Origin of the sequence: Streptomyces sp. NPDC051020 (genome assembly GCF_040683105.1) — a bacterium.
Taxonomy (GTDB): Bacteria; Actinomycetota; Actinomycetes; order Streptomycetales; family Streptomycetaceae; genus Streptomyces.
Genome location: NZ_JBFBCG010000014.1, coordinates 88,447 through 112,249, shown reverse-complemented (window position 1 = coordinate 112,249; position 23,803 = coordinate 88,447). Strand labels below are relative to the sequence as shown.

Annotated in this window: 21 protein-coding genes and 1 pseudogene; 15 read left to right on the top strand and 7 right to left on the bottom strand. The window is 70.6% G+C overall.

Annotated elements, in window-relative coordinates; translation table 11 throughout:
• Nucleotides 1-371 precede the first annotated feature (371 nt).
• The 3 genes from AB0N06_RS10805 to AB0N06_RS10795 are packed head-to-tail and all read left to right on the top strand — an operon-like array spanning nt 372 to nt 3,858.
• Entirely contained in the window at nt 372-2,048 is a 1,677-nt protein-coding gene (locus tag AB0N06_RS10805; RefSeq protein WP_366134347.1) for an FAD-dependent oxidoreductase, read from the top strand.
• The gene (locus AB0N06_RS10800; RefSeq protein ID WP_366134346.1) at nt 2,045-3,502 is read left to right on the top strand and encodes an ATP-binding protein; all 1,458 of its coding nucleotides are present in this window, start codon (nt 2,045-2,047) and stop codon (nt 3,500-3,502) included. Before AB0N06_RS10805 ends, AB0N06_RS10800 begins: the two co-directional genes overlap by 4 nt.
• The gene (locus tag AB0N06_RS10795; protein ID WP_366134345.1) at nt 3,499-3,858 is read left to right on the top strand and encodes a UBP-type zinc finger domain-containing protein; all 360 of its coding nucleotides are present in this window, start codon (nt 3,499-3,501) and stop codon (nt 3,856-3,858) included. Before AB0N06_RS10800 ends, AB0N06_RS10795 begins: the two co-directional genes overlap by 4 nt.
• A gap of 90 nt (nt 3,859-3,948) precedes the next feature.
• On the opposite strand, the gene AB0N06_RS10790 is transcribed toward AB0N06_RS10795, so the two are convergent.
• A complete protein-coding gene (locus AB0N06_RS10790; RefSeq protein ID WP_366134344.1) occupies nt 3,949-4,659 on the bottom strand; it encodes a hypothetical protein in 711 nt (236 codons plus the stop codon).
• Between the two features lie 88 nt (nt 4,660-4,747).
• On the opposite strand from AB0N06_RS10790, the pseudogene AB0N06_RS10785 reads away from it, so the two are divergent.
• A pseudogene (locus AB0N06_RS10785) lies at nt 4,748-5,386 on the top strand (hypothetical protein); the annotation flags it as partial.
• Here AB0N06_RS10785 and AB0N06_RS10780 read toward each other — a convergent pair.
• From AB0N06_RS10780 to AB0N06_RS10765, 4 genes are all read right to left on the bottom strand, one after another.
• Nucleotides 5,367-6,737 (bottom strand): HAMP domain-containing sensor histidine kinase, encoded by a 1,371-nt coding sequence (locus tag AB0N06_RS10780; RefSeq protein ID WP_366134343.1) that lies wholly within the window; start codon nt 6,735-6,737, stop codon nt 5,367-5,369. The pseudogene AB0N06_RS10785 and the gene AB0N06_RS10780 sit on opposite strands and share 20 nt — an antisense overlap.
• The gene (locus AB0N06_RS10775) at nt 6,734-7,396 is read right to left on the bottom strand and encodes a response regulator transcription factor (protein WP_366134359.1); all 663 of its coding nucleotides are present in this window, start codon (nt 7,394-7,396) and stop codon (nt 6,734-6,736) included. Before AB0N06_RS10775 ends, AB0N06_RS10780 begins: the two co-directional genes overlap by 4 nt.
• Before the next feature lie 229 nt (nt 7,397-7,625).
• Nucleotides 7,626-8,402: an SDR family oxidoreductase gene (locus tag AB0N06_RS10770; RefSeq protein WP_366134342.1), complete on the bottom strand. Its 777-nt coding sequence runs from the start codon at nt 8,400-8,402 to the stop codon at nt 7,626-7,628.
• Nucleotides 8,403-8,608: 206 nt separating this feature from the next.
• The gene (locus tag AB0N06_RS10765; RefSeq protein ID WP_366134341.1) at nt 8,609-9,238 is read right to left on the bottom strand and encodes a TetR/AcrR family transcriptional regulator; all 630 of its coding nucleotides are present in this window, start codon (nt 9,236-9,238) and stop codon (nt 8,609-8,611) included.
• A 162-nt stretch (nt 9,239-9,400) separates the two neighbouring features.
• Here AB0N06_RS10765 and AB0N06_RS10760 point away from each other — a divergent pair, with 162 nt between their 5' ends.
• Both AB0N06_RS10760 and AB0N06_RS10755 read left to right on the top strand, forming a co-directional pair.
• Nucleotides 9,401-10,264, top strand: coding sequence for a phosphatase PAP2 family protein (locus AB0N06_RS10760; protein ID WP_366134340.1), 864 nt, complete (start codon nt 9,401-9,403; stop codon nt 10,262-10,264).
• Nucleotides 10,261-11,226, top strand: coding sequence for a hypothetical protein (locus tag AB0N06_RS10755; RefSeq protein WP_366134339.1), 966 nt, complete (start codon nt 10,261-10,263; stop codon nt 11,224-11,226). The genes AB0N06_RS10760 and AB0N06_RS10755 overlap by 4 nt, the downstream gene beginning before the upstream one ends.
• A 73-nt stretch (nt 11,227-11,299) precedes the next feature.
• Here AB0N06_RS10755 and AB0N06_RS10750 read toward each other — a convergent pair whose 3' ends face one another.
• Together AB0N06_RS10750 and AB0N06_RS10745 are read right to left on the bottom strand one after the other, a co-directional pair.
• On the bottom strand, nt 11,300-11,854 hold the full coding sequence (locus AB0N06_RS10750) for a PadR family transcriptional regulator (protein ID WP_358859256.1): 555 nt from the start codon (nt 11,852-11,854) through the stop codon (nt 11,300-11,302).
• Between the two features lie 28 nt (nt 11,855-11,882).
• The gene (locus tag AB0N06_RS10745) at nt 11,883-13,898 is read right to left on the bottom strand and encodes an NADPH-dependent 2,4-dienoyl-CoA reductase (RefSeq protein WP_366134338.1); all 2,016 of its coding nucleotides are present in this window, start codon (nt 13,896-13,898) and stop codon (nt 11,883-11,885) included.
• Between the two features lie 208 nt (nt 13,899-14,106).
• Between AB0N06_RS10745 and AB0N06_RS10740 the strand changes: the two genes are divergently transcribed.
• The 9 genes from AB0N06_RS10740 (at nt 14,107) to AB0N06_RS10700 (ending at nt 23,630) form a co-directional block, all read left to right on the top strand.
• Complete coding sequence (locus AB0N06_RS10740; RefSeq protein WP_366134337.1) at nt 14,107-14,631, top strand: DoxX family protein; 525 nt, start codon at nt 14,107-14,109, stop codon at nt 14,629-14,631.
• Nucleotides 14,632-14,828: 197 nt separating this feature from the next.
• Nucleotides 14,829-16,613 (top strand): hydrogenase maturation protein, encoded by a 1,785-nt coding sequence (locus AB0N06_RS10735; protein WP_366134336.1) that lies wholly within the window; start codon nt 14,829-14,831, stop codon nt 16,611-16,613.
• Nucleotides 16,614-16,672: 59 nt separating this feature from the next.
• Nucleotides 16,673-17,758, top strand: coding sequence for a hydrogenase expression protein HypE (locus AB0N06_RS10730; protein WP_366134335.1), 1,086 nt, complete (start codon nt 16,673-16,675; stop codon nt 17,756-17,758).
• Nucleotides 17,759-17,869: 111 nt separating this feature from the next.
• The gene (locus AB0N06_RS10725; protein ID WP_366134358.1) at nt 17,870-19,654 is read left to right on the top strand and encodes a nickel-dependent hydrogenase large subunit; all 1,785 of its coding nucleotides are present in this window, start codon (nt 17,870-17,872) and stop codon (nt 19,652-19,654) included.
• Nucleotides 19,651-20,265 (top strand): hypothetical protein, encoded by a 615-nt coding sequence (locus AB0N06_RS10720; protein WP_366134334.1) that lies wholly within the window; start codon nt 19,651-19,653, stop codon nt 20,263-20,265. Before AB0N06_RS10725 ends, AB0N06_RS10720 begins: the two co-directional genes overlap by 4 nt.
• 56 nt (nt 20,266-20,321) lie before the next feature.
• Nucleotides 20,322-20,933 (top strand): DUF5947 family protein, encoded by a 612-nt coding sequence (locus AB0N06_RS10715; RefSeq protein WP_366134357.1) that lies wholly within the window; start codon nt 20,322-20,324, stop codon nt 20,931-20,933.
• Entirely contained in the window at nt 20,930-21,640 is a 711-nt protein-coding gene (locus AB0N06_RS10710) for a DUF6084 family protein (RefSeq protein ID WP_366134333.1), read from the top strand. Before AB0N06_RS10715 ends, AB0N06_RS10710 begins: the two co-directional genes overlap by 4 nt.
• Nucleotides 21,637-23,085: a hypothetical protein gene (locus AB0N06_RS10705; protein WP_366134332.1), complete on the top strand. Its 1,449-nt coding sequence runs from the start codon at nt 21,637-21,639 to the stop codon at nt 23,083-23,085. The genes AB0N06_RS10710 and AB0N06_RS10705 overlap by 4 nt, the downstream gene beginning before the upstream one ends.
• Entirely contained in the window at nt 23,082-23,630 is a 549-nt protein-coding gene (locus AB0N06_RS10700; RefSeq protein WP_366134331.1) for a hydrogenase maturation protease, read from the top strand. The genes AB0N06_RS10705 and AB0N06_RS10700 overlap by 4 nt, the downstream gene beginning before the upstream one ends.
• Nucleotides 23,631-23,803: the final 173 nt, after the last annotated feature.

The window sequence follows — 23,803 nt, the reverse complement described above, 5'->3', positions numbered from 1 at the left end:
GCCGCCGGGAGCGTGCCCGAAAGGTGCGTGCCCGGCCGCCGCCGCGCCCCAACACGGGGAAGCGTCGGGAGCGAGGGTCGGCCAGCGGGCAGCTAGGCCTGGTAGGCCGCGGAGATCTGGCCGAACAGGCAGCGAACGGCATGTCCAAGCCTCCTCGCTGAGCGGGCCCAGCGTGTGGAGGGGGAAGACCGCTGTGGTCGAAGAAGCTCGCCTCACCTGCGCTGACCGCACGCACCAACCCCGCACCAGTACCGAGGAGCCTGCGAGCCACCTGCCCCAGGGCGCGGCGATGGCGAGCCGTTCCGCGTGTCAGCGAGCACACTGGAAGGAGTGTCGCCTCCCCAGCCCCGCGACAGCCCGGGTGGTGAACCATGGAAGAGACCGCCGATGCGGTGCGGACCGTGCTTCTGACCGTGGACGACGATCCCGCGGTGTCCCGGGCTGTCGCCCGTGACCTGCGCCGCCGCTACGGAGAGAAGTACCGTGTGGTCCGCGCCGAGTCCGGCGCGGCGGCGCTGGAGGCGCTGCGTGAGCTGAAGCTGCGCGGCGCAGCGGTCGCTGTGATCCTGGCCGACTACCGGATGCCGCAGATGAACGGCGTCGAGTTCCTGGAAGAGGCGCTCGACCTTTTCCCAGGGGCCCGACGGGTCTTGCTCACCGCCTACGCCGACACCAACGCCGCGATCGACGCCATCAACGTCGTCGACCTCGACCACTACCTGCTCAAGCCGTGGGAGCCGCCGGAAGAGAAGCTGTACCCGGTGGTGGACGCTCTGCTGGAATCGTGGCGGGAAACCGCCGGCCGGACCGTGGCCATCACCAAGGTCGTCGGCCACCGCTGGTCTGCCCGCTCCACACAGATCCGGGAGTTCCTGGCCCGCAACCAGGTGCCCTACCGGTGGTACTCGAGCGAGGAGCCGGAGGGCAGGCGGCTGCTGGCCGCCGCGGGGCACAACGGGCTGCAACTGCCACTGGTGGTGACCCCGGACGGCACCGCGCTCGTGGAACCCGATGAACGAGACCTGGCCGCCCGCGTGGGCCTGTCGACCACACCCGCGGCCGACTTCTACGACCTGGTTATTGTCGGCGCCGGCCCCGCAGGTCTCGGTGCGGCTGTCTACGGGGCCTCGGAGGGGCTGCGCACCGTCGTCGTCGAGCGCGAGGCGACCGGCGGCCAGGCCGGCCAGAGCTCCCGCATCGAGAACTACCTTGGCTTCCCCGACGGTGTCTCCGGGGTGCAGCTCACCGACCGGGCACGCCGCCAAGCCGTGAAGTTCGGCGCGGAGCTGCTCACGGCGTGCAAGGTCACCGGACTGGAGGTGAACGGGGCCGCCCGCACGGTGCGTTTCCCCGATGGTTCCGCCATCTCGGCGCACGCCGTGATCCTTGCGACGGGGGTGTCGTACAGGCAGCTGGACGTGCCGGGGGCTGCCGGGCTGACTGGGCGCGGGGTCTACTACGGTTCGGCGTTGACTGAGGCGTCCGCCTGCCAGGGGCAGGACGTGTACATCGTGGGCGGGGCGAACTCCGCCGGCCAGGCGGCGATGTTCTTCGCCCGTACTGCCCGGAAGGTCACCTTGCTGGTGCGGGGGCCGCAGTTGGCCGCCTCAATGTCCTACTACCTGCTCCAGCGGGTCGAGGACGCCCCCACCATCACCGTGCGCACGGATACGGTCGTGGAGGCCGCCCACGGGAAGGAGCACCTGGAGGGGCTGACCTTGCGCAACCACGCCACCGGGGAGACCGCGACCGTTGATGCGCAGTGGCTGTACGTCTTCATAGGGGCTGCCCCGCTGACCGACTGGCTGGATGGCACGGTGCTCCGGGACCCGTACGGCTTCGTGCTGACGGGGCCCGATCTGACCGCCGATGGGCGTCCGCCCGCCGGGTGGCCTCTGGACCGGCCCCCGTACCACCTGGAGACCAATGTGCCGGGGGTCTTCGCGGCCGGAGATGTACGCTCAGCTTCCCCCAAGCGGGTCGCCAGCGCGGTCGGCGAAGGCGCCATGGCCGTCATGCTCGTGCACCGTTATCTGGAGCAGTCATGACCCCCGGCCCGGAGCGATGCGGCGAGGAGGAGCTGCGGTCGCTGTTCCTGTTCGAGAAACTGACTGCCGGCCAGCTCGCCCGGCTGTGCCGTGACGGCCGCGTGGAGTGGCTCGACCCGGGCCCGGTGTACCGAGAAGGCGATCCGGCCGCAAGCCTGTATGTGCTTTTCCAGGGGACCGTGGTGCTCTCACGCACCGTTGGCGGGCAGGAGGTGGACGTCAGCCGTACGTCTGTGCCCGGGGTGTATGCCGGGGCCTTCCAGGCGTACCTCGGTGACCAGGTGCCCCAGGTGTACAACAACTCGCTGCGGGTGACCGAGCGATCGCGGTTCTTCGTGCTGCCCGCAGAAGCCTTCGCGGAGATCATGCGCGACTGGTTCCCGATGGCCGTCCACCTGTTGGAGGGCCTGTTCTTCGGGTTCAAGAACACCCAGGAGGCGGTCGGCCAGAGGGAGCGGCTGCTGGCCCTCGGGTCGGTGACGGCCCGGCTCACCCACGAGCTCAACAACCCCGCAGCCGCCGCCGTGCGCGCCACCTCGGCGCTGCGGGAACGCCTGGCCACGGTGCGCCGCGAGTTCGGTGACCTCGCGGCTGAGCCATTCAGAGGCGAGTACCTGACTCGCCTGAGCGAGCTGCAGGACATGACCGTCGGCCAGATGGGACAAGCCCAGGCGCTCAGCCCGCTGCAGGCCGCGGACCGCGAGGACGAGCTCGGCGACTGGATGGACGAGCACGGCGTCGGCGACAGCTGGCAGCTGGCGCCGGTCCTCGTCCAGGCGAGCCTGGGCAACGATTGGCTGGACCGGATCGCCGAGGCGCTGCCCGAGGACATGCTCGGCAGAGCGCTGAACTGGCTGGGATGCACAGTTGAGGCCGAACTGCTGCTGAACGAGATCGAGGACGCCACCAACCGCATCTCCGGGCTCGTCGGCGCGGCGAAGCAGTACACGCAGCTGGACCGCGCCCCGTATCAGAACGCTGATGTGCACGAGCTGCTGGACAGCACGCTGCTGATGCTCTCTGCGAAGATCGGCCCGAACATCACCGTCGTGCGCGACTACGACCACACCTTGCCCCGCATCCCCGGTTACCCCGCCGAGCTGAACCAGGTGTGGACGAACCTGATCGACAACGCCGTCTGGGCCATGCGCAGCACCGGCTCCGGCGGCACACTCACCGTTCGCACCCGACGGGACGGCGACCGCGTGCTGGTCGAGTTCCGCGACACCGGTCCCGGCGTGCCCGCCGACGTGCGGGACCGCGCCTTCGACCCGTTCTTCACTACCAAACCGGTCGGCGAAGGCACCGGACTGGGCCTGGACGTCTCCTGGCGCATCATTGTCAACCGGCACGGCGGCGACCTGCGGCTCGAGTCCGTGCCCGGCGACACCCGCTTCCAGGTCCGCCTCCCGGTCAACCCCAGAGGACCCGACACCCCGCTGGAGCTACCATGAGCACCGAGAATCCGATCAACCCCACCGTGCCGCCGAGCGGGACCGGCTGCGTCGACTGCGACGCGGTCGACGGCTGGTGGTTTCATCTGCGGCGCTGCGCCCGCTGCGGCCACATCGGCTGCTGCGACGACTCCCCGTCCAAGCACGCCACCGCGCACGCCGAGGCGACCGGCCACCCGGTGATCCGCAGCTTCGAGCCGGGCGAGAGCTGGTTCTGGAACTACGACACCTCCGAGTTGTACGAGTCCGGTCCGCAGCTGGCCCTACCGGAGAGCCACCCATTGGACCAGCCCGTGCCCGGCCCGGCCGGACGGGTGCCGGCCGACTGGTCCGAGCAACTGCGCACCGCTGACTGAGCCGGGCAGTGGCCTCGTCGGGCGTGGCACCGCAGTCGAGGCCGTGAACCATGCCCTTGGCCACGACCTGGGCGTAGAAGGAGAGTTCGCTCATCCGTCCCTCCGCATCCGTGAGGGCGCCGGGCACCACAGGTGCAGTCCGGCGATGCGGTCCTCGAGGCCGCCCGGCCAATGGGGGTTGGGCAGTCCGTCGTCAGTCATGTGCTCACGGCGCCACAGGCGTGGCCACAGGTCCTTCTCGCGGGGGTGCAGGTAGTGGGGGCGGCCGCACGTGCAGGAGCGCAGTACAGCTCCGCAGCCGCGGCACAGGTCGATGAATCCGTGGCCGGTCGAACGGGACACCGCAGGCTGCTCGTTGCCGCAGCGTGCGCAACCGGGCACCGATTCGCTGTGCGCCAGGAGGGTCTGGCGGCGGACGAACTCGGGGAGCAGCAGGGCCGGGTGGCAGAGCGGATCCGTCTGGAAGTAAGTGTGCCGCCCGTGGAGGTGCCACCACGTTCCCGGCCGTCTGGGCACCCGCCGGCCGGCTTGCTTCTCGCGTCGCCGCTGCTCGGCGTATTGGGCGTCCTCGGCCAGCCGGAGCAGGCGCGCTTCGTGGAGCTCGGTCACCGCACGCGTCAGAGACTCGGGATCGGCGGACAGGTCGCGCGGCATCCGGGCGCTGACCGTCAGATGGTGGTAGGTGGCCCGGAACCCGTACGGGGCGTACAGGTCGAGACAGGTTCGAAGGGCCGCGTGGCGGCGCCGGACCGGCAGCGTGCGGTCGAGGACGATGCGATGATGTGTCAGGAAACTGGCCATCAGCCGTGGGCCCTTCGCAACGGCGCGGTGATCTCCAGGGACCGGTCGAACGCCTCGGCCATCGCTTCGGCCGACTCGGGCACATGCTTCGCTGGTCATGGCCGTGCTACTGGTCGGCACGCTCTGGTTCCAGTTCCGGGCCAAGAAGTACGTCCCCGGGCTCTACTGGCTCGCCGTGGTGCTGATCAGCGTGGTCGGCACGCTGGTGAGCGACAACCTCACGGACAATTTCGGGGTGGCGCTGGAGACGACGACGGCCGTCTTCGCCGTGGTGCTCGTCGCGGTGTTCGCCGCCTGGTACGCGAGCGAGCGGACGCTCTCCATCCACTCCATTCACACGGTCCGCCGTGAAGCGTTCTACTGGGCTGCGATCCTCTTCACGTTCGCTCTCGGCACCTCGGCGGGCGACCTCACGGCGGAGCGGATGGACCTCGGGTACTGGGTGTCCGCAGTGCTGTTCGCCGTGCTCATCGCCGCCGTGGCCGCCGCCCACTACGGGCTCGGCCTCGCCGCCGTCCCGGCGTTCTGGATCGCGTACATCCTCACCCGCCCGCTGGGCGCCTCGTTCGGCGACTACCTCTCGCAGCCGCGCGCCGACGGCGGTCTCGGCCTCGGTACGGTCGGCACCAGCGCGATCTTCCTCGTCCTGATTCTGGCCCTCGTCAGCTATCTGACGGTGACCCGGCGGGACGCCACCCCCGCTCCCGTCAGCCCGTCGGAAGGCTGACCACGAACCGTGCTCCGGCGGCGGCCGGGTCCCACTCGATGTCGCCGCCGGAAGCGCGGGCCAGCCGCCGGGCCAGGGCCAGCCCGAGACCGGCCCCGTCATGACCGTCGTCCGGGTCGGCGCGGCGGCCCGGTTCGAAGACGTCCGCCCCGGTCTCCGGGGGCACACCCGGGCCGTCGTCGGTCACGGCGAGCTCGACACCGGCCGGGGTCTGCGCGTACGTCAGGGTGACGGCGGTGGCGGCGTAGCGGCGGGCGTTGTCGAGCAGCGGCATGAGCATGCGTTCCACGACTGCGGGGGAGACCCCTGCGGTGACCTCGGCGCCGCCCCGTACGGACAGCGGCGGGGCGTCGGGGTGCAGCTGCGCGTACTGCTCGGCCACGTGATGGGCCAATGAGGACAGCAGGCAGCGGCCGGGCGGCTGCTCGGTGCGCGCGCGGGCTTCGGACAGCAGGGTGTCGCAGATGTGCCGCATGCTCGTGGCGGCGGCAGCGATCGCCTCGTGGGAGGCGTGCTGCCCGGCCGCGTCCCGTGGCCGGGCGGTGAGCCAGTCGGTCTCGGCCACGATGCGGGCCAGCGGGGTGCGCAGCTCGTGCGAGAGCGCGGCGGTCTGCAGCTGTTCGTGGCGCAGTACGGCGGCCAGCCGGTCCAGGAGTTCGTCGAGGTTGGTGGCGAGCGAGGCGAGCTCGTCCGGGCGGTGGCTGGTGCCGAAGCGTTCCGCGGCGCCGAGCTCACTCCAGCGGGCCGCCCGGGTGCTCATCTCGGCGACCGGGCGCAGGGCCCGCTCGACGATGGTGCGGGTCAGCAGATACACCCCGGCCAGGAGCAGCAGCCCGAGGATCACGGAACCGGCGAGGGCGACACGGGCGGTGCTGCGGTACGGGTCGAGGGAGACGGCGACGACGACGGTGCCGGTCTGCCGGTTGCCGGCGCGCACCGGCAGGGCGTACAGCCGGGAGGCGTTCCTGCCGCCCGACTCCTGGTATTTGATGCCCTGGCCGGTGAGCCCGTCCGCCTCCCGCTGGAGCGCGGCGGGCGCGCTCGGCCGTTCGACGGCCGTGCTGCCGCGGTAGATCCACGTGCCGACATCCAGGGCCCGGTCGTCAGCCGGTTCGTGGACGACGATCCCACCGTCCGGGCGTGCCTCGATGGTGGCGGCCACCGCCGCAGCACGGGTCTGCAGCAGCTCGTCGGCCTGGCTGCTGAGTCGTCCGGCGAGAACTATGTTGAACGCGACGGTGAGCGCGGCGACCCAGGCAGTGGCGGAGGCCAGGGCGAGCAGGGCGAGGCGGCCCCGCAGGGTGCGGGGCAGTGCGGCGCGGAGTCGTCCGATGACGCGGAATCGTCTCATATCAGTCGGTACCCGACGCCACGTACGGTACTGATCTCCTGCGGGCTGTCCGCCTCGCGCAGCTTCCGGCGCAGCCGGGTCACGTACTGGTCGAGCGTGTTGTCGCTGACGTGCGCCCCGTCGGGCCAGGCCGCGCGCAGCAGTTCCCGTCTGCGTACGGTGGTTCCGGGCGCCGCCATCAGCGCGGCCAGCAGGCGGAACTCGGTGGGGGTGAGCGCCACCGGCTTGCCGCGCACCTCCAGGAGGTGGCGTACGGGATCGAGCCGCAGCTCCGCCAGCTCGACCACGGGGTCCGGTCCGGCGCGGCGCAGTGCCGCGCGGATCCGGGCGGCGAGTTCGGCCAGGTGGAAGGGTTTGGCGAGGTAGTCGTCGCCGCCTGCCGAGAAGCCCGAGAGCCGGTCGGTGAGCGTGTCGTGCGCGGTGAGGAAGACCACCGGGGCCTGGAGCCCCGCCGAACGCATGGCCTGGCACACGTCCCGGCCGTCCGAGTCGGGCAGCCCGATGTCGAGGACGACGGCATCCACTCGGTCGTCGAGGGTGCGCAAGGCGCCGGCTCCGTTGGCGGCGGTCACGACGGCGAAGTTCTCCTCGCGCAGTCCGCGGGCGAGTACATCGCGCAGCCCGTGGTCGTCCTCGACGACCAGGACGCGGCGTTGCAGAAGTTCCGTCACGGCAGTCGAGTCCTTCGTCGGGGGCCCGCAGCCCGGTCGCAGCACTTTCGTCTACAGGACTGTAGACGAATCTGGTGGGCTCATGCTCCGCCGTGATCGTGACCGGCACCGTCGGTCTCCAGGCGGTAGCCGTGTGCTTTCACTGTGGTGATCTGCGGCTGGCGCAGGCGCGCCGCCGCGGGCGACCAGGTCGGGGGCCTCCCCTGAACCCGTCCCGCTATCGGCCCTTCGCGGCCAGGAACCGGGCCGGCACCTCTCCGCCGCCGTGCACCGCCAGATCGGCGCCGTTGACATATGCCGCGAGGTCTCCGGCCAGGTACAGACAGGCGCGCGCGACATCGTCCGGCACCGCCATCCGTCGCATCGGGATGACATCCGCCACCGCCGCACCTCCGTCCTCGCCGTACACCGACGCCGCGCTCTCGGTGCGGATCAGTCCGGTCGTGATGTGGTTGACGCGCACCTTCGGCGCCCATTCCAGGGCCAGCGCCCGGGTCAGTGCCAGTAGTCCCGCCTTCGCCGCCGAGTAGGCGGCGGTCCCCGGCTGCGGGGTGTGTGCGGAGACACTGCCGATGTTGATCACCGAGCCGCCGCCGTCCTGTCGCTGCATGACCCGGTTCGCCGCCTGCGCCACATAGAACGGCGCCAGCAGATTCAGCGCGACGACTTTGTCGACGAACCGTGGCGACACGGTCGCCGCGGCGGCGTCGGGGGAGCCGCCCGCATTGTTGACGAGCACATCCAGCCGTCCGTACCGCTCCACCGCGGCGCCGACGAGTGCGGCGGACGCCGCCGGATCACGGACATCGACCGACCGGAAGCGAGCGGTCCGCCCCCCGGCCGCCGGGAGTTCCGACGGTTCATTGCGCCCGCAGACCAGCACCTCCGCGCCCGCGGAGAGGAACGCCTCGGCGATTGCGGCGCCGATGCCCTTCGTGCCACCGGTGACGATCGCCGTTCGCCCGGTGAAGTCGATGGGACTGCTGATGTCCATGGTCCGCCCTCGCTGGTGCCGAACTCGTCGCCGAAATGAATCTACCAATCGTTTGTTTGGTGGGCTAGTCGGTCGGAGTCCCGGGAGCACGGGCGGCCGGTGACTCCCGAAGAAGTCACCGGCCGGCCGGACGGTGCGCCACCCCCGTCCCCACGGTGCGGCGCAGGCGAGCCCTCGTCTTCCGCTCGGACGACGGCCCACGTTCATCAGGGCCCGGTATCGGCCGGGTCCAGTCCCAGTGCGGGGAAGATGGCGCTCTCCACGAAGCGGGTGAGATATGCCTCATCCGCGATCTTCGCCTCCAGTAGCGGCCTGGCCCGCATCACACCCAGCAGTTGCGCGGAGACGAACTCCGCCGCGGGGTTGTCCCTGGGGATCTCGCCACGTTCCTTGGCCCTCTGGACCATGGCGTCGATCGCTGTGAGTTCCGGCAGGATCAGCGCCTCGCGCAGCGCGTAGAGCAGCTCCGGGCTCTGCAGTGCGGCATGGCTGAGTGCGTGCATCAGCGGGGTGTCCCGTCCGGAGCCCGCGCCGATGGCCTGGGCCGCCTCGCGCAGGTCGCCGGCGAGCGAGCCCGTGTCGATGTGCGAGAGCAGCATCCGCCGGGTGCTGCGCAGCGCCGCGACGACCAGCTCGGGCTTGGAGCCCCACTGCCGGTAGAGCGTCGACTTCCCGCACCGGGTGCGGGAGGCGACCCCCTCCATGGTGAGCGATTCGTAGCCGCTCTCCCTGAGCAGGTCGAGCACGGCCGTGTAGAACTCCTGCGCCCGCTCCGGTGTGATCTTCGAGCGCCGAGAAGTGTGGGCCTGTTTCGGCACGGAATCGTGCGACGACATGTGCTTTCCCTCTCTGCGGCTCTGCGGCGAGGTCTTCCGATACGCCAGTGTACCGAAACGCACGTGTACCGATACGTACGCGTATCGGTACACTGTCGTATCGATTTGGCAGGGACTGGACCATGCCGCCGTAACACCGCTTCGTCAGCAAAGGGGCACCGGGTGATGTACGCCCGTAGCGAGCCCGCAGATCGGGAGCCGGACACTTCTGCCCGACCGCCCCTCGTCCGCGAGCTCCTTCTTGTCGTAGGGCTCTTCGTGGTCTACAAGTTCGGCCGGCAGGCCGCGAACGGTCACGTCGAGGAGGCGTACCGAAACGCCGGACACGTCTGGGACTTCGAACGTGCGGCGCATCTGCCGAGCGAGGGCGCCGTGCAGGGCGCGCTGCTGCACAGCGAGACGCTGGTCCGCCTTGCGAACACCTACTACGCGACCGTGCACTTCCCGGCCACGCTGCTCTTCCTGGCCTGGCTGTACTGGCGTCGCCCCCGCCATTACGTCTGGTCGCGCCGGATCCTCGCCGCGCTCACCGGTGCCGCTCTCGCACTCCACCTGCTGTTCCCGCTCGCCCCGCCGCGGATGCTGGACGCCGCCGGACTTGTCGACACCGGCCAGGTGTACGGGCCGACGGTGTACGCAGACATTCCGGAGACCGACTCGATGGCGAACCAGTTCGCCGCTATGCCCTCGCTGCACTTCGGCTGGGCGCTGATGGTCGCCGTCGGACTGATCGTCGCGACGCGTTCGCGGTGGCGCTGGCTGTGGCTGCTGCACCCGCTCGTCACCCTGCTGGTGATAGTCGGCACCGCCAACCACTACTGGCTCGACTCGATCGTCGTCAGCGCGCTGCTCGCCGTGGCGCTCGCGGTGCTGCGGCTCCAGCCGACGGAGTCGGACCGAGGGCATCTGCCGTGGCCTTCCGGCGCAGGGGGCAAGCCCGCGCCCGCCCGTACCGCGCCGCCGTTGTCCCGTGTTCCCGACCAGGCCGCCTCCCGGGCGTACGCCTCGTCCGAGGGCCGGCCATGAACGCCACACTGATCGCCGTCGTCCTCTCCCTGGTCTCCGCCGCCGCGTACGCCTCGGCGGCGGTGGCTCAGGCCCGGCTCGCCGGACGCACCGATCCGGGCACCGGAGTGCTCCGGATGCTCGGGCGCGGGGCGTGGTGGTCGGCGGTCGGACTCAACGCCGGTGGCGCGCTGCTGCATGTCGCGGCGCTGAAGTACGGGCCCCTCACCCTCGTCCAGCCGCTCGGCGCGCTGACGCTGGTCGCCGCCGTACCCCTGGGTGCGCGCACCGCCGGGCGCCGGGTGACCGGGACCGAATGGCGCGGCACGATCCTCACCCTGCTCGGCCTGGGCGCCCTCCTGCTGACGGCGGGCGGCTCCGCACCGCGCGAGACGCTGAGCCTGGTCGAGGCGCTCGCGGTCGGTTCGGCGACCATGGCGGTCGTCGCCGGACTCAGCCGGCCGGGGGCCCGCCCCGGACTCAGGCACGCTGCGGCATCCGGCATCACGTCGGGCGTCGCCTCGGCGCTCACCCAGACAGTGACGGTGGCGGTCACGGGCCACACGGGCCCGTGGTTCAGCTGGCGCCTGGTGACAGTGGCGCTGCTCGTCTCGGCCTTCGCGATGGGGGGTCTGCTGCTCTCGCAGACCGCCTACCAGGGTGGTCTCGGTGCGCCGCTCGCGGTCCTGACCCTCGCCAATCCCGTTGCCGCCGCGGTGATAGGTGTGGCGCTGCTCGGCGAACGCCTCCAGGGCGGGACGATCGCGCTGGTTGCGGCGCTGCTGGGGTCGGCGGCGGCGGTGCGGGGAGTCATTCTGCTCAGCCGGGCGCAGGACGAGGCGACGCCGTCTGCGTACCGGGCCAGGGTCGAGGCGGAGCCGGCGCCGAGTGTGCCATCGCGGGTCGTGATCGGCAGCCCCCGGACGACGGACCAGCTGACGCTGCGACCGGAACTCGGCAGGACGCCGGTCGGCGGGTCATAAGGCCGATGCCGGGGCATCCGGTGGCTGGTTCCTCCTCGGTCTCCCCGTGACCCTACGGACATGGGGGAGACCCCTACCCCGCCGACGGGCCCGGCCCGGTGGCCGGGATCCCGTCCAGAGCGCGGGTCAGCCAGCCGATCCAGAAGTTCTCCAGATCGATGCCGCCGCGGAGTACGAGATGCCGCAGCCGGTCCTCCTCCGAGTTCCGCTCCGGCGGGAAGTCCCGCTCCTCGATCGCCAGATACTCGGCCAGCTGCTTCCGGTGCAGCTCCAGGTGGCGGCGTAGTTCCGCGTCCAGGCCCGGTGCGCCGACCACCGCCGCCGCGCGCATCCGCAGCAGCAGCGGATCGCGGATCTGCTTCGGGTCCTCCCGGAGCGCCACCCATGCGGACAGTGCCGCGCGGCCGGCGGGCAGGACCTCGTACTCCTTCTTCTGCCCACGGGCCGGCTGTGCCGACGGCAGGGCCCGGATCTGCCCGGCCTGCTCCAGCTTTCCCAGCTCCCGATAGATCTGCTGGTGCGTGGACGACCAGAAGTAGCCGATCGACCGGTCGAACCTGCGGGTCAGCTCCAGCCCCGACGACGGCTTTTCGAGCAGGGCGGTGAGGATCGCGTGCGGGAGTGACATGGAGAGCATCCTAGGGACGGCCCGGGCGTCACAGGGCTGCCGCGAGCTCCGTTCCCTGGCGGATGGCCCGCTTGGCATCCAGTTCGGCGGCCACATCGGCGCCGCCGATCAGATGCGGCGTACGGCCCGCGGCGATCAGCTCCTCGTACAGTTCGCGGCGTGGCTCCTGACCGGCGCAGAGCACCACCGTGTCCACCGGTAGGAGGTGCTGCTCGCCGTCGACCGTCAGGTGCAGACCGTCGTCGTCGATGCGGTCGTACGTGGCGCCCGCGATCATCGTGACGCCTCGGTGCCGCAGCTCCGTGCGGTGGATCCAGCCGGTCGTCCTGCCCAGCCCCGCGCCCACCTTGCTCGTCCTGCGCTGCAGAAGATGCACGGTGCGCGGCGGCTTCGGGCGCTCGGGGAGGCGCAGACCGCCACGCTCCCGGTACGCGGTGTCGACCCCCCAGTGGCGGAAGAACACCTCCGGGTCCTGGCTCGCCGAATCGCCGCAGTCCGTCAGGAATTCGGCGACGTCGAAGCCGATCCCGCCCGCACCGATGATCGCGACCCGCTGTCCGACAGGCGCCCCGTCGCGCAGGACGTCGAGGTAACCGACCACGCTGGGGTGGTCCAGGCCCGGGATCGCGGGGGAGCGGGGTGTCACGCCGGTGGCGAGGACGATCTCGTCGAAGCCGTCGAGCGTGTCCGGCGTCGCCTTCGTCCCGAGCCGGAGCTCGACCTGCTGCTCCGCGAGCCGGGTGCGGAAGTAGCGCAGCGTCTCGTCGAACTCCTCCTTGCCGGGGATCCGGCGCGCCACATTCAGCTGGCCGCCGATCTCGTCGGCCGCGTCGAACAGCGTCACCTCGTGCCCGCGCTCGGACGCCGACACGGCGCACGCGAGTCCGGCGGGACCCGCGCCGACGACCGCGACGCGCTTACGGGTCCGGGTCGGCGACAACGTGAGTTCGGTCTCGTGGCAGGCGCGCGGATTGACCAGGCAGGAGGTGATCTTTCCGCTGAACGTGTGGTCGAGGCACGCCTGGTTGCAGCCGATGCAGGTGTTGATCGCGTCGGCACGCCCCGCGCCGGCCTTGGCGACGAAGTCCGGGTCGGCGAGGAACGGCCGGGCCATGGACACCATGTCGGCCCGCCCTGAGGCGAGGATCTCCTCGGCGACCTCGGGGGTGTTGATCCGGTTGCTGGTCACCAGCGGTACGGAGACGGCCCCGCGCACCTTCTCGGTGACCCAGGTGTACGCACCGCGTGGCACGGACGTCGCGATGGTGGGGATGCGGGCCTCGTGCCAGCCGATTCCGGTGTTGATGATCGTGGCCCCGGCCGCCTCGATCTCCCGGGCGAACTGCACGACCTCCTCCAGCGAGGAGCCGCCGGGCACCAGGTCCAGCATCGAGAGCCGGTAGATCAGGATGAAGTCGCTGCCGACCCGCTCGCGGACCCGGCGCACGATCTCCACGGGGAACCGAATGCGGTTCTCGTACGAGCCGCCCCAGCGGTCGGTGCGGTGGTTGGTCCCGGCTGCGATGAACTCATTGATCAGATAGCCCTCGGAGCCCATGATCTCGACACCGTCGTAGCCTGCCTGCCGTGCCAGCTCGGCGGTCCGCACGAAGTCCTCGATGGTCTCCTCGACCTCGTCGTCCGTCAGAGCGTGCGGGGTGAAGGGGCTGATCGGGGCCTGGATCGCGCTCGGCGCCACCAGATCCGGATGGTGCGCGTACCGGCCGAAGTGGAGGATCTGCATCGCGATCCGGCCGCCCGCCGCATGCACGGCGGCGGTGACCTGGGTGTGCTGATCGGCCTCCGCCTCGGTGGTGAGCTTGGCGCCGCCGGGATAGGGGCGGGCTCGGTCGTTCGGCGCGATGCCCCCGGTGACCATGAGCCCGACTCCGCCGCGGGCGCGGGCGGCGTAGAACGCCGCCATCCGCTCGAAGCCGCGCTCGGCCTCTTCCAGTCCGACATGCATCGACCCCATCAGCACCCGGTTGGGAAGGGTGGTGAACCCGAGGTCGAGCGGGCTCAGCAGATTCGGGTACGGGGTCATCCGGCGGCTCCTCGCGCAGTGTCGTTGCGCCAGTTGTAGACCACCGGAACGCCATTATGCAACAAGTTGCATAATGGCGTTCGTCGCACCGGGCCGACCACCCGACACCATCCCCCGGACGGAGTAGTAGCGAGGTACGTCCACCCGTCGAGGCGCGGAGAGTGGATCCATAACCCGGATTACAGCCACTACCCCGCGGAGCTCCCCCATGACCTGCGTCAACCGGCGTGACCTCGGCCTTCTTGTCCTGCGCGTCGGCACCGGCGCGGTCCTGGCCGCGCACGGCACCCAGAAGCTGTTCGGCTGGTTCGGCGGCGGGGGCATCGAAGGAACCACCGCGAGCATGGAGGCCATGGGCTTCCACCCGCCCAAGCACAGCGCCGTGGCCGCCGGACTCGGTGAGGCGGGCAGCGGTGCCCTGCTGGTTCTCGGCCTCGCCACCCCCGCCGCCGGCGCGGCGGCCGCGGGCGCCATGGCGGGCGCCGTCGCCGTGCACGCGCCCGCGGGCTTCTTCGCGCATCGCGGCGGGTACGAGTACCCGGCGTTCCTCGGTTTCACTGCCGCGGCGATCGGACTGACCGGCCCCGGCCGTTACTCCCTCGACCATGCCACCTGGTACGTGTTCAACCAGCCGTGGATGGTCGCGCTCGCCTTCGCGGGCAGCGCCGCCGCAGCCGCCGCGGTGGTCAAAAAGCGGGCCAGGGGGCAGCGAAAGGGCGCCGACGAGACCTGAGCCGACGGGCCGAGCGGGCCGGCCCCGATGCGCTGTCGCTCCCACGGCCCGTATTCCGGCCGTCGAGTGGCCGCAGGACGTTCCCTTTCGAGTGACTCCGCCGCCCCGGTGCCCACAGAGCCCGTTCCCCGTGTCCGAGGCTTGCAGCCGGCCGGACCTGCTCCGGCCGGGAGCCGCAGAACCGCTGGGAGTCCGCCGTGCACATCCTGCTCGTCGCGAGCGCGTTCAACAGCCTCACTCAGCGCGTCCACGCCGAGCTGCGGGACCGCGGCCACAGCGTGGCGGTCGAACTCGCGCTCTCCGACGGCCATCTGCGGGACGCGGTCCGGCGGTTCGCCCCCGAACTGATTGTGGCTCCGATGCTCAGGACGGCCATCCCGCGGGATGTGTGGTCGGTGCACACGTGCCTCATCGTCCACCCGGGACCTGTCGGCAACCGCGGTCCGTCCTCGCTCGACTGGGCGATCCATGAGGGCGTCACCCGCTGGGGTGTGACGGTTCTGCAGGCCGACGAGGAGATGGACGCCGGAGACGTCTGGGCATCGGTCGGGTTCTCCGTACCACCGGTCGGCAAGAGCGACCTGTACCGCAACGAGGTCTCCGACGCGGCGCTCACGGCCGTGCTGCTCGCCGTCGACCGGTTCGCCTCGGGGACGTACAGGCCCCGGCCCCAGGACGGCACACGGGCCACGGGCGGCACCCGACCGTACTTCCGACAGGAACTCCGGCGGATCGACTGGCGGTCCGACTCCACGGAGACCGTGCTGCGCAAGCTGCGCGCAGCCGACTCGCACCCCGGTGTACTGGACGAACTGCTCGGCGAAGAGTGGTTCCTGCACGGGGGACACCCCGAGGACCGGCTGCGCGGCCGCCCCGGAGAGCTGCTCGCCACGCGGGCCGGTGCCGTCTGCCGGGCGACGCCCGACGGCGCCGTATGGATCCCGGAGCTGCGGGCCAGGCGTCGGCCGGGAGAGCCCGCCCCACTCAAACTCCCCGCTGTCCTGGCGCTCGGCGACCGATTGCCTCCGCTGCCCGAGGACCCGGTCCCGCCGGACGCCCCCGGGCGCCGCGGAACCTGGACCGACATCCGCTACGAGGAGACCGGCGCCGTCGGACATCTCACGTTCTCGTTCCCCGGCGGCGCGATGAGCACCACACACTGCACGCGCCTCCTGGGCGCCTACCGGACCGCCTGCTCCCGGCCCACCTCGGTCTTGGTGCTGGGCAGCGGCCGGGACTTCTTCTCCAACGGCATCCACCTGGGCGTCATCGAGGCGGCGGCCGACCCCGCCGAGGAGTCCTGGGCCAACATCAACGCCATGAACGACCTGGTGCAGGCCGTGCTGACCACCACAGACCGGCTGGTGATCGCCGCCGTGGGCGGCAACGCCGCAGCCGGCGGAGCGATGTTCGCCCTGGCCGCCGACGAGGTCTGGTGCCGCAAGGGATCGGTCCTGAATCCGCACTACCGGCTGATGGGGCTGTCCGGCTCGGAGTACTGGACCCGCACTCTGCCGCACCGAGTGGGCCCCGAGGTCGCCGAACGGCTCGTCCATGAAGCGCTGCCGCTCGGCGCCGAAGCCGCCGAACGGCTCGGCCTGGTGGACCGGATGGTCGCCTGCCCGCCCCAGGACTTCCCGGGCGAGACCCTCCGACTGGCCGTCCGGCTGGCCTCGTCGACGGACGTACAGGCCCGGATCGCCCAGAAGAAGCCGGCGCTGGAGCGTCAGGAGGCGGTCAAGCCGCTGGCCGTCCACCGGCAGGAGGAACTGGCCGTGATGCGGTCCATCTTCTTCGATCCGGACGCGCCCTACCACTCGCTGCGCCGCGCCTTCGTGCGCAAGGAACCCCCGGCCCGGACTCCGCACCACCTCGGCACCGGCGTTCCCGGCACGCGCACGGCGGATCCTTCCGCCGGCCGGGGCCGCAATGTCACCGCAACGGCCGCGCTCGCCGTAGCACCCGGGCCGGCGGACTGTTAGCTGGACATGAACGCCGAAACGCGGGCATTCATTGCATAGCTCTCCAAGGAGGCATCCCCATGGGTGCAGCAACAGCCAACACGGTCGGCGCCCAGGCAGAAGGTGCGGCCGCCGACGAGGAGTCCCCGATCCACATCCTCTGGATCAATGCGGGGCTGAGCTGTGACGGCGACTCGGTGTCGCTGACCGCGGCAATGCAGCCCAGCATCGAGGAGATCGTGCTCGGTGTGCTGCCCGGCCTGCCCAAGATCCAGGTCCACTGGCCCCTGATCGACTTCGACAGCGGTCCGGTAGGCGGTGCGGACACCTTCATCGAATGGTTCTTCAAGGGCGAACGCGGCGAGATCGACCCCTTCGTGCTGGTCATCGAGGGATCCATCCCCAACGAGTCGATCAAGCAGGAGGGTTACTGGTGCGGCTTCGGCGACAACCCCGAGACCGGCCAGCCGATCACCACCAGTGAGTGGATCGACCGGCTGGCGCCCAAGGCCCTGGCGGTCGTCGCCATCGGCACCTGCGCCACCTACGGCGGCATCCATGCGATGGCCGGCAACCCGACCGGTGCCATGGGCGTACCCGACTACCTGGGCTGGGACTGGACCTCGAAGGCCGGCATCCCGATCGTGTGCGTGCCCGGCTGCCCGATCCAACCGGACAACTTCTCGGAGACCCTCACCTACCTGCTCTACCAGGCGGTGGGATCCGCGCCGATGATTCCGCTGGACGACAAGCTGCGCCCGACCTGGCTCTTCGGAGCCACCGTGCACGAGGGGTGCGACCGGGCCGGCTACTACGAGCAGGGCCAGTTCGCCACCACGTACGACTCGCCCCAATGCCTGGTCAAGCTTGGCTGCTGGGGTCCCGTCGTCAAGTGCAACGTACCCAAGCGCGGCTGGATGAACGGCATCGGCGGCTGCCCGAACGTCGGCGGCATCTGTATCGCCTGCACCATGCCCGGATTCCCCGACAAGTTCATGCCGTTCATGGACGAACCGCCCGGCGGCAAGGTCTCCAGTGCCGCCAGCGGAGCGTACGGGGCGGTGGTCCGCAGGCTCCGGTCGATCACGGCGAAGACCGTGGACAAGGAACCGAGGTGGCGTCACAAGGGCTCCAAGCTGACCACCGGATACCGATCGCCCCGGTGACGGGCGCGGCGTCCACCGGGTGCCCCGTACCCCGCGATCGGTGAACGTCCCGATTCCGCCCGCTCCCTCCTCCATCAACTCCCACTCCCCAGAAGGGTCATGGCACACACAATGGCACCCACGACGAAGGCGGCCGGCGACGGCAGTGGCCTCGTCGAGATGGCCTGGGATCCGATCACCCGGATCGTAGGCAGTCTCGGCATCCACACGAAGATCGACTTCAAGCAGAAGCAGGTCGCGGAGTGCTACAGCACCTCGTCGGTCTTCCGTGGCTACAGCGTCTTCATGCGGGGCAAGGACCCCCGTGACGCCCACTTCATCACCAGCCGCATCTGCGGGATCTGCGGCGACAACCACGCCACATGTTCCGTGTACACGCAGAACATGGCCTACGGGGTGAAGCCGCCGAACCTCGGTGAGTGGATCATCAACCTGGGTGAGTCGGCGGAGTACATGTTCGACCACAACATCTTCCAGGAGAACCTGGTAGGGGTCGACTTCTGCGAGAAGATGGTCCGCGAGACCAACCCCGGAGTCCTGGAGCTCGCCGAGCGCACCGAGGCGCCGCACGCCGGGGAGCACGGCTACCGCACGATCGCCGACATCATGCGCTCCCTCAACCCCATCGAGGGAGAGTTCTACCGCGAGGCTCTTCAAGTGAGCCGCTACACGCGGGAGATGTTCTGCCTGATGGAAGGGCGCCATGTGCACCCCTCCACGCTCTACCCGGGCGGCGTCGGAACGGTCGCGTCCGTCCAGCTCTTCACGGACTACCTCAGCCGCCTCATGCGGTACGTGGAGTTCATGAAGCGGGTCGTTCCCCTGCACGACGACCTGTTCGACTTCTTCTACGAGGCGCTGCCCGGGTACGAGGAGGTCGGCCGCCGGCGGGTGCTGCTCGGTTGCTGGGGAGCGCTCAACGACCCCGAACACTGCGACTTCACGTACGCCAACATGACCGACTGGGGACGGAAGATGTTCGTCACCCCCGGCGTGATCGTGGACGGCAAGCTGGTCACCAACGACCTCACCGAGATCAACCTCGGCATCCGGATCCTGCTCGGCAGTTCGTACTACGACGACTGGGAGGGCAAGGAGCAGTTCGTCACCCACGACCCGCTGGGCAACCCGGTGGACCCCCGCCACCCGTGGAACCAGCACACGATCCCCGCCCCGCAGAAGCGGAGCTTCGACGACAAGTACAGCTGGGTGATGTCGCCCCGCTGGTTCGACGGCAAGGACCATCTGCCCCTGGACACCGGTGGCGGCCCCCTCGCCCGCCTCTGGTCCACCGCGCTGTCCGGGCTCGTCGATGTCGGCTATGTCAAGGCCACCGGTCACAGTGTCGTCATCAACCTGCCGCGCACGATGACCAAGCCTGAGACCACCTTCGAGTGGAAGATCCCGAAGTGGAGCAACGCGCTGGAACGCAACCGCGCCCGCACCTACTTCCAGGCGTACGCCGCCGCGATCGCGCTGCACTGTGCCGAGCAGGGGCTCGAGGAGGTCCGTGCCGGACGCACCCAGACCTGGGAGAAGTTCGACGTGCCGGACGAGAGCATCGGTGTCGGCTTCACGGAGGCCGTACGCGGATTGCTCTCTCATCACATGGTGATCAGGGACGGCAAGATCGCCAACTATCACCCCTACCCGCCCACCCCGTGGAACGCCAGCACGCGGGACACCTTCGGCACCCCCGGCCCCTACGAGGACGCGGTGCAGAACACACCGATCTTCGAGGAGAACACCCCGGAGAACTTCAAGGGCATCGACATCATGCGGACCATCCGCAGCTTCGACCCCTGCCTGCCGTGCGGCGTCCACATGTACGTGGGCGATGGCAAGGCCGTCAAGCAGATGCACGTCCCCACCGGGCTGAGCGGACTGGCCGGATGAGCGCCGCAGCGATGGCCGTCGCACCGCCGAGGGCCCTCGACGCCGTGGCGGCCGGGCAGCGGGTCGACGACCTGCTCGACCGCCTGACCGCCACCGGCGACCAGGAAGTGTGCGCAGCAGCAGAGGAGTTGGTGCGGGTCCTGATGGACTTCTACGGCGCCGGCCTGGCCCGGATCGTCGGCCGCCTCGGCACTTCTGCGGACCGCGGAACCGACGACGGTCCGCTCGCCGCGCTGCTCGACGACGAACTCGTGTCGAGCCTGCTGGCCCTGCACGATCTGCACCCGGAGGACATCGGCAAGCGCATCGCGCGCGCCCTGGACTCCGTACCCGACCCCGTCGAGGTCGTCGGCTTCGACGAGGAGACCGGCATCCTGCGGCTGCGCTCCTCGGCCGGGGGCGGTGACGGCGGTGGCTGCGGCTGCCCGAGCACGGGTGCGGCGACGCAGCGCAGCGTCGAGGACGCGCTGGCCTGCTTCGTACCGGAAGTGGAGCAGGTGGTGATGGAGCCGGTGACCGTCGACCGGGAGCCACCCCTGCTCCAGATCGGCACCCGCCCGCCGGCCGGAACTGCCGGAGCCGGCACGACCGTTGCCGCGACGGCACCGTGAACGCCCCCCCGACCAGGGCCGAGCGTCGCCCGGCGCCCGCTGCCCGTGCCCGAGGCCTGCGCAGATTCGCCGGGCCGCCGGAACCCCTGCAGGAACGGTGCGAGCTGTGCGGCGTGCCCGTGACCGAGGGCGGTCACCGGCATCTCGTGGACACCGAGAAGCGCGCGCTGGCCTGTGCGTGCACCCCGTGCGCCCTGCTGTTCGAGCGGCCCGGCGCAGCCCACGGACGCTTCAGAACGGTCCCGGACCGCTATCTGTCCGATGCGGAGCACCGTCTCGACGACGGTGCGTGGGAGCTGCTGCAGATCCCGGTCGGCGTCGCGTTCTTCTTCCGCAACGCGGCGCTGGACCGGCTGGTCGCGCTCTACCCGAGCCCGGCCGGAGCGACCGAGAGCGAACTCGACCCGGAGGCCTGGCAGACCGTGCTCGACGCCAGCCGCCTCGCCGCCCTCCTCGAACCCGACGTCGAGGCACTGCTGATGCGTCGCACGGAGGGCCGGGCCGAGTGCTACCTCGTACCGATCGACATCTGTTACGAGCTGGTGGGACGCATGCGCGTGCTGTGGCAGGGCTTCGACGGCGGCGCCGAGGCGAGAGCCGATCTCCAGGCGTTCTTCGCGCACGTCGAGGGACGCGCCCGGACCCAGGAGAAGGGGCACCCGCAGTGACGGAATTCGCCTTCACCTGCGCCGGAGTCCGCGCCGACCCGTACGCGGCGGGCCCCACGCTGGTCTTCCGGCTGCGCATCACCGCGTCCCCAGAAGCCCGGGTGCACGCCCTCGCGCTGCGCTGCCAGATCCGTATCGAACCGGCCCGGCGGGGCTACGAGCAGGGCGAGGCGGACGGACTGCACGACCTCTTCGGCGACCGCTCACGCTGGGGAAACACGCTCCAGCCGCTGCAGTTCGCCCAGGTCTCCCTCACGGTTCCGTCCTTCACCACGGAAACCGAGGTGGACCTCGTCGTGCCCTGCACCTACGACCTGGACATCGCCGCGACCCGGTACTTCGACGCGCTCCAGGACGGTGAGGTGCCGCTCCTCCTGCTCTTCTCCGGCACCGCCTTCACCGGGGACGGCGGCTTCCACGTCGAGCCGATTCCCTGGGACCGCGAGGCGCCCTTCCGGATGCCGGTGGCGGTGTGGAAGGACATGATCGAGCAGCACTTCCCGGGCTGCGGCTGGATCCGGCTGCCGCGCGACACCATGAACGCGCTGCTCGCATTCCGCTCGCGGCAGGCCCTGCCGTCCTGGGAGGCGACCGTCCAGGCCCTGATCGACCTGGCCGGAGCCGCAGGTACTCCACCCGCGCGGTCCCCTGAGCGCCCGGTGCACCGGGCCGTACTGCCCCGCGTCACCGAGAGGACGGCGCCGTGACCTCATCCCTCCTCACGCCCGCACTGGAGTCCCGGTTCGCCACCGCACGGCAAGTGGCCGACACCGTCCTCTTCGAGGGCTATGTGCTCTACCCGTACCGGGCCTCCGCAGCCAAGAACCGGCTCCGCTGGCAGTTCGGGGTGCTCGTGCCCCCCGGCTGGGGCGCGGACCGCGAGGAGCACGACTTCCAGCACACCGAGTGCCTGATGGAGCCGAAGCCCGGCGCGACGCTCGCCGTCGAAGCACGGTTTCTGCACGCCCAGCGGCGCACGGTGCAACAGGCCCGCGACGACGGCACGTTCGAGGACGTGGCTGAACTCGAGCTCGCCGACCGGGTGCTGGTCCCCTGGGACGAGGGCGCCGAGGAACGCGTCGAAGTGGTCGTGGACGTCGCCGAACTGGCCGGGGACGGTGTCACTGTGCCCTTCACCAGGCCCGCCCGCGAGGAGACGGAACCCGTCCTGGACGCGGACGGGCGGACGGTGGGACGCCTGGTTCGTCGCTGCGAGGTGATCAGCGGCGTGGTGCGGCTGTCCGCCCGCGAACTCGACGGACCCTACCGGGTCGTGCGGCTCACCGCCGTGGTCGAGAACACCAACACCTGGACGCCCGACTCCGCCGAGGCCGACCGGGACGCCGCGCTCCCACGGTCGCTGGTCGCCGCCCACATCCTGATGGGGATCAGCGCGGGCTCGTTCCTGTCGATGACGGACCCGCCCGAGTGGGCGAAGGACGCGGTCGCGGCCTGCCGCAACCTGCACACCTGGCCGGTGCTCGCCGGGGAACCCGGGCGCGCGGACCTGGTGCTGTCGTCCCCGATCATCCTGGAGGACCATCCGGCCATCGCCCCCGAGAGTCCCGGAGCGCTGTACGACGCCACCGAGATCGACGAGATCCTCACCCTGCGCACGGCAGCCCTGACCGACCAGGAGAAGCGCGAGGCCCGCGGCACCGACGCCCGGGCGGCCGCGGTCGTCGACCTGGCCGATTCGATGCCCCCCGAGGTCCTGGAGCGGCTGCACGGCGCGGTGCGGGCCCTGCGCGAGATCACCGGACCCGACCCGTCCTCGCCCGCCGCCCAGGACCCCCTCCCGGGCGACGCCGACCTCATCGACGCCCGCGGCGTGCTCCGCCCCGACACCCCGTGGTGGGACCCCGCGAGCGACGACACGGCCGACCCGGCCCGGGACCGGATCCTGGTGGACGGCCGGTCCGTGGGCGTGGGCAGCCGCGTCCTTCTGCGACCGGGACTGCGGCGCACCGACGCCCAGGACCTGTTCCTCAAGGGCCGCAGCGCACAGGTCGAAGCAGTGCTCCACGACGTCGACGGCGGAGTGCACCTCGCAGTCACCGTCGAAGGCGACCCGGGCGCGGACATCCGCCGTGAGCAGGGGCGCTTCCTGTACTTCCAGCCGGACGAGATCGTCCCCCTGGGGGATGCGTGAACGCTCCCGCGCAGGAACGTCCGAGAACCCTGGTTGCCGGGATCGGGAACATCTTCCTCGGCGACGACGGCTTCGGCGTCGAGGCGGTGCGCGCACTGTCCTCGTGCCGCCTCCCGGACCACCTCGAGGTGGCCGACATTGGCGTACGGGGGGTCCACCTCGCCTACCAGCTCCTCGACGGATACGACACGCTCGTCCTGATCGACGCCACCGAGCGCGGCGGCGCCCCCGGCACCCTGTACCTGATCGAGGTCGACGAACCGGGCGCCGTCGAGCCGCAGAACGCACTGCTCGACGGCCACCGGATGTCCCCCGACGCCGTCCTGGCACTGCTCGGCACCCTGTGCGTGGGCACCGGAGCCGTACCGCCGAGGCGCACGCTCGTCATCGGCTGCGAACCCGACAACGTCGACGAAGGGATCGGACTGAGCGCCCCCGTGGCCGCAGCAGTGCCACAGGCCGTACGGATGGTCCTGGACCTCGTACAGGAAGAAGACCACGAGGCCGCCGCCCAGCGGACGGCGGCCGGTCCCGCCATGAACTGAGCAGAAGGAGCCCACCCCCATGAAGAAGACCCTCATCTGCGGCCTGGCCGCCGCCGTTCTCGTCGCCGTCGCCGCGCAGGTCCTGCCCGACGTCAAGCGCTATCTGCGGATGCGCTGCATGTGACGGCGCCCGCCACCCGGTTCCGGTCCTGGCTGCACCGAATGGTGTATGT

Coding starts and splice junctions, on each gene's coding strand:
- AB0N06_RS10780 (WP_366134343.1), bottom strand. CDS start 6,737: ATGAGACGATTCCGCGTCATCGGACGACTCCGCGCCGCACTGCCCCGC.
- AB0N06_RS10770 (WP_366134342.1), bottom strand. CDS start 8,402: ATGGACATCAGCAGTCCCATCGACTTCACCGGGCGAACGGCGATCGTC.
- AB0N06_RS10800 (WP_366134346.1), top strand. CDS start 2,045: ATGACCCCCGGCCCGGAGCGATGCGGCGAGGAGGAGCTGCGGTCGCTG.
- AB0N06_RS10730 (WP_366134335.1), top strand. CDS start 16,673: ATGGGTGCAGCAACAGCCAACACGGTCGGCGCCCAGGCAGAAGGTGCG.
- AB0N06_RS10755 (WP_366134339.1), top strand. CDS start 10,261: ATGAACGCCACACTGATCGCCGTCGTCCTCTCCCTGGTCTCCGCCGCC.
- AB0N06_RS10765 (WP_366134341.1), bottom strand. CDS start 9,238: ATGTCGTCGCACGATTCCGTGCCGAAACAGGCCCACACTTCTCGGCGC.
- AB0N06_RS10745 (WP_366134338.1), bottom strand. CDS start 13,898: ATGACCCCGTACCCGAATCTGCTGAGCCCGCTCGACCTCGGGTTCACC.
- AB0N06_RS10725 (WP_366134358.1), top strand. CDS start 17,870: ATGGCACCCACGACGAAGGCGGCCGGCGACGGCAGTGGCCTCGTCGAG.
- AB0N06_RS10805 (WP_366134347.1), top strand. CDS start 372: ATGGAAGAGACCGCCGATGCGGTGCGGACCGTGCTTCTGACCGTGGAC.
- AB0N06_RS10740 (WP_366134337.1), top strand. CDS start 14,107: ATGACCTGCGTCAACCGGCGTGACCTCGGCCTTCTTGTCCTGCGCGTC.
- AB0N06_RS10720 (WP_366134334.1), top strand. CDS start 19,651: ATGAGCGCCGCAGCGATGGCCGTCGCACCGCCGAGGGCCCTCGACGCC.
- AB0N06_RS10750 (WP_358859256.1), bottom strand. CDS start 11,854: ATGTCACTCCCGCACGCGATCCTCACCGCCCTGCTCGAAAAGCCGTCG.
- AB0N06_RS10790 (WP_366134344.1), bottom strand. CDS start 4,659: ATGGCCAGTTTCCTGACACATCATCGCATCGTCCTCGACCGCACGCTG.
- AB0N06_RS10795 (WP_366134345.1), top strand. CDS start 3,499: ATGAGCACCGAGAATCCGATCAACCCCACCGTGCCGCCGAGCGGGACC.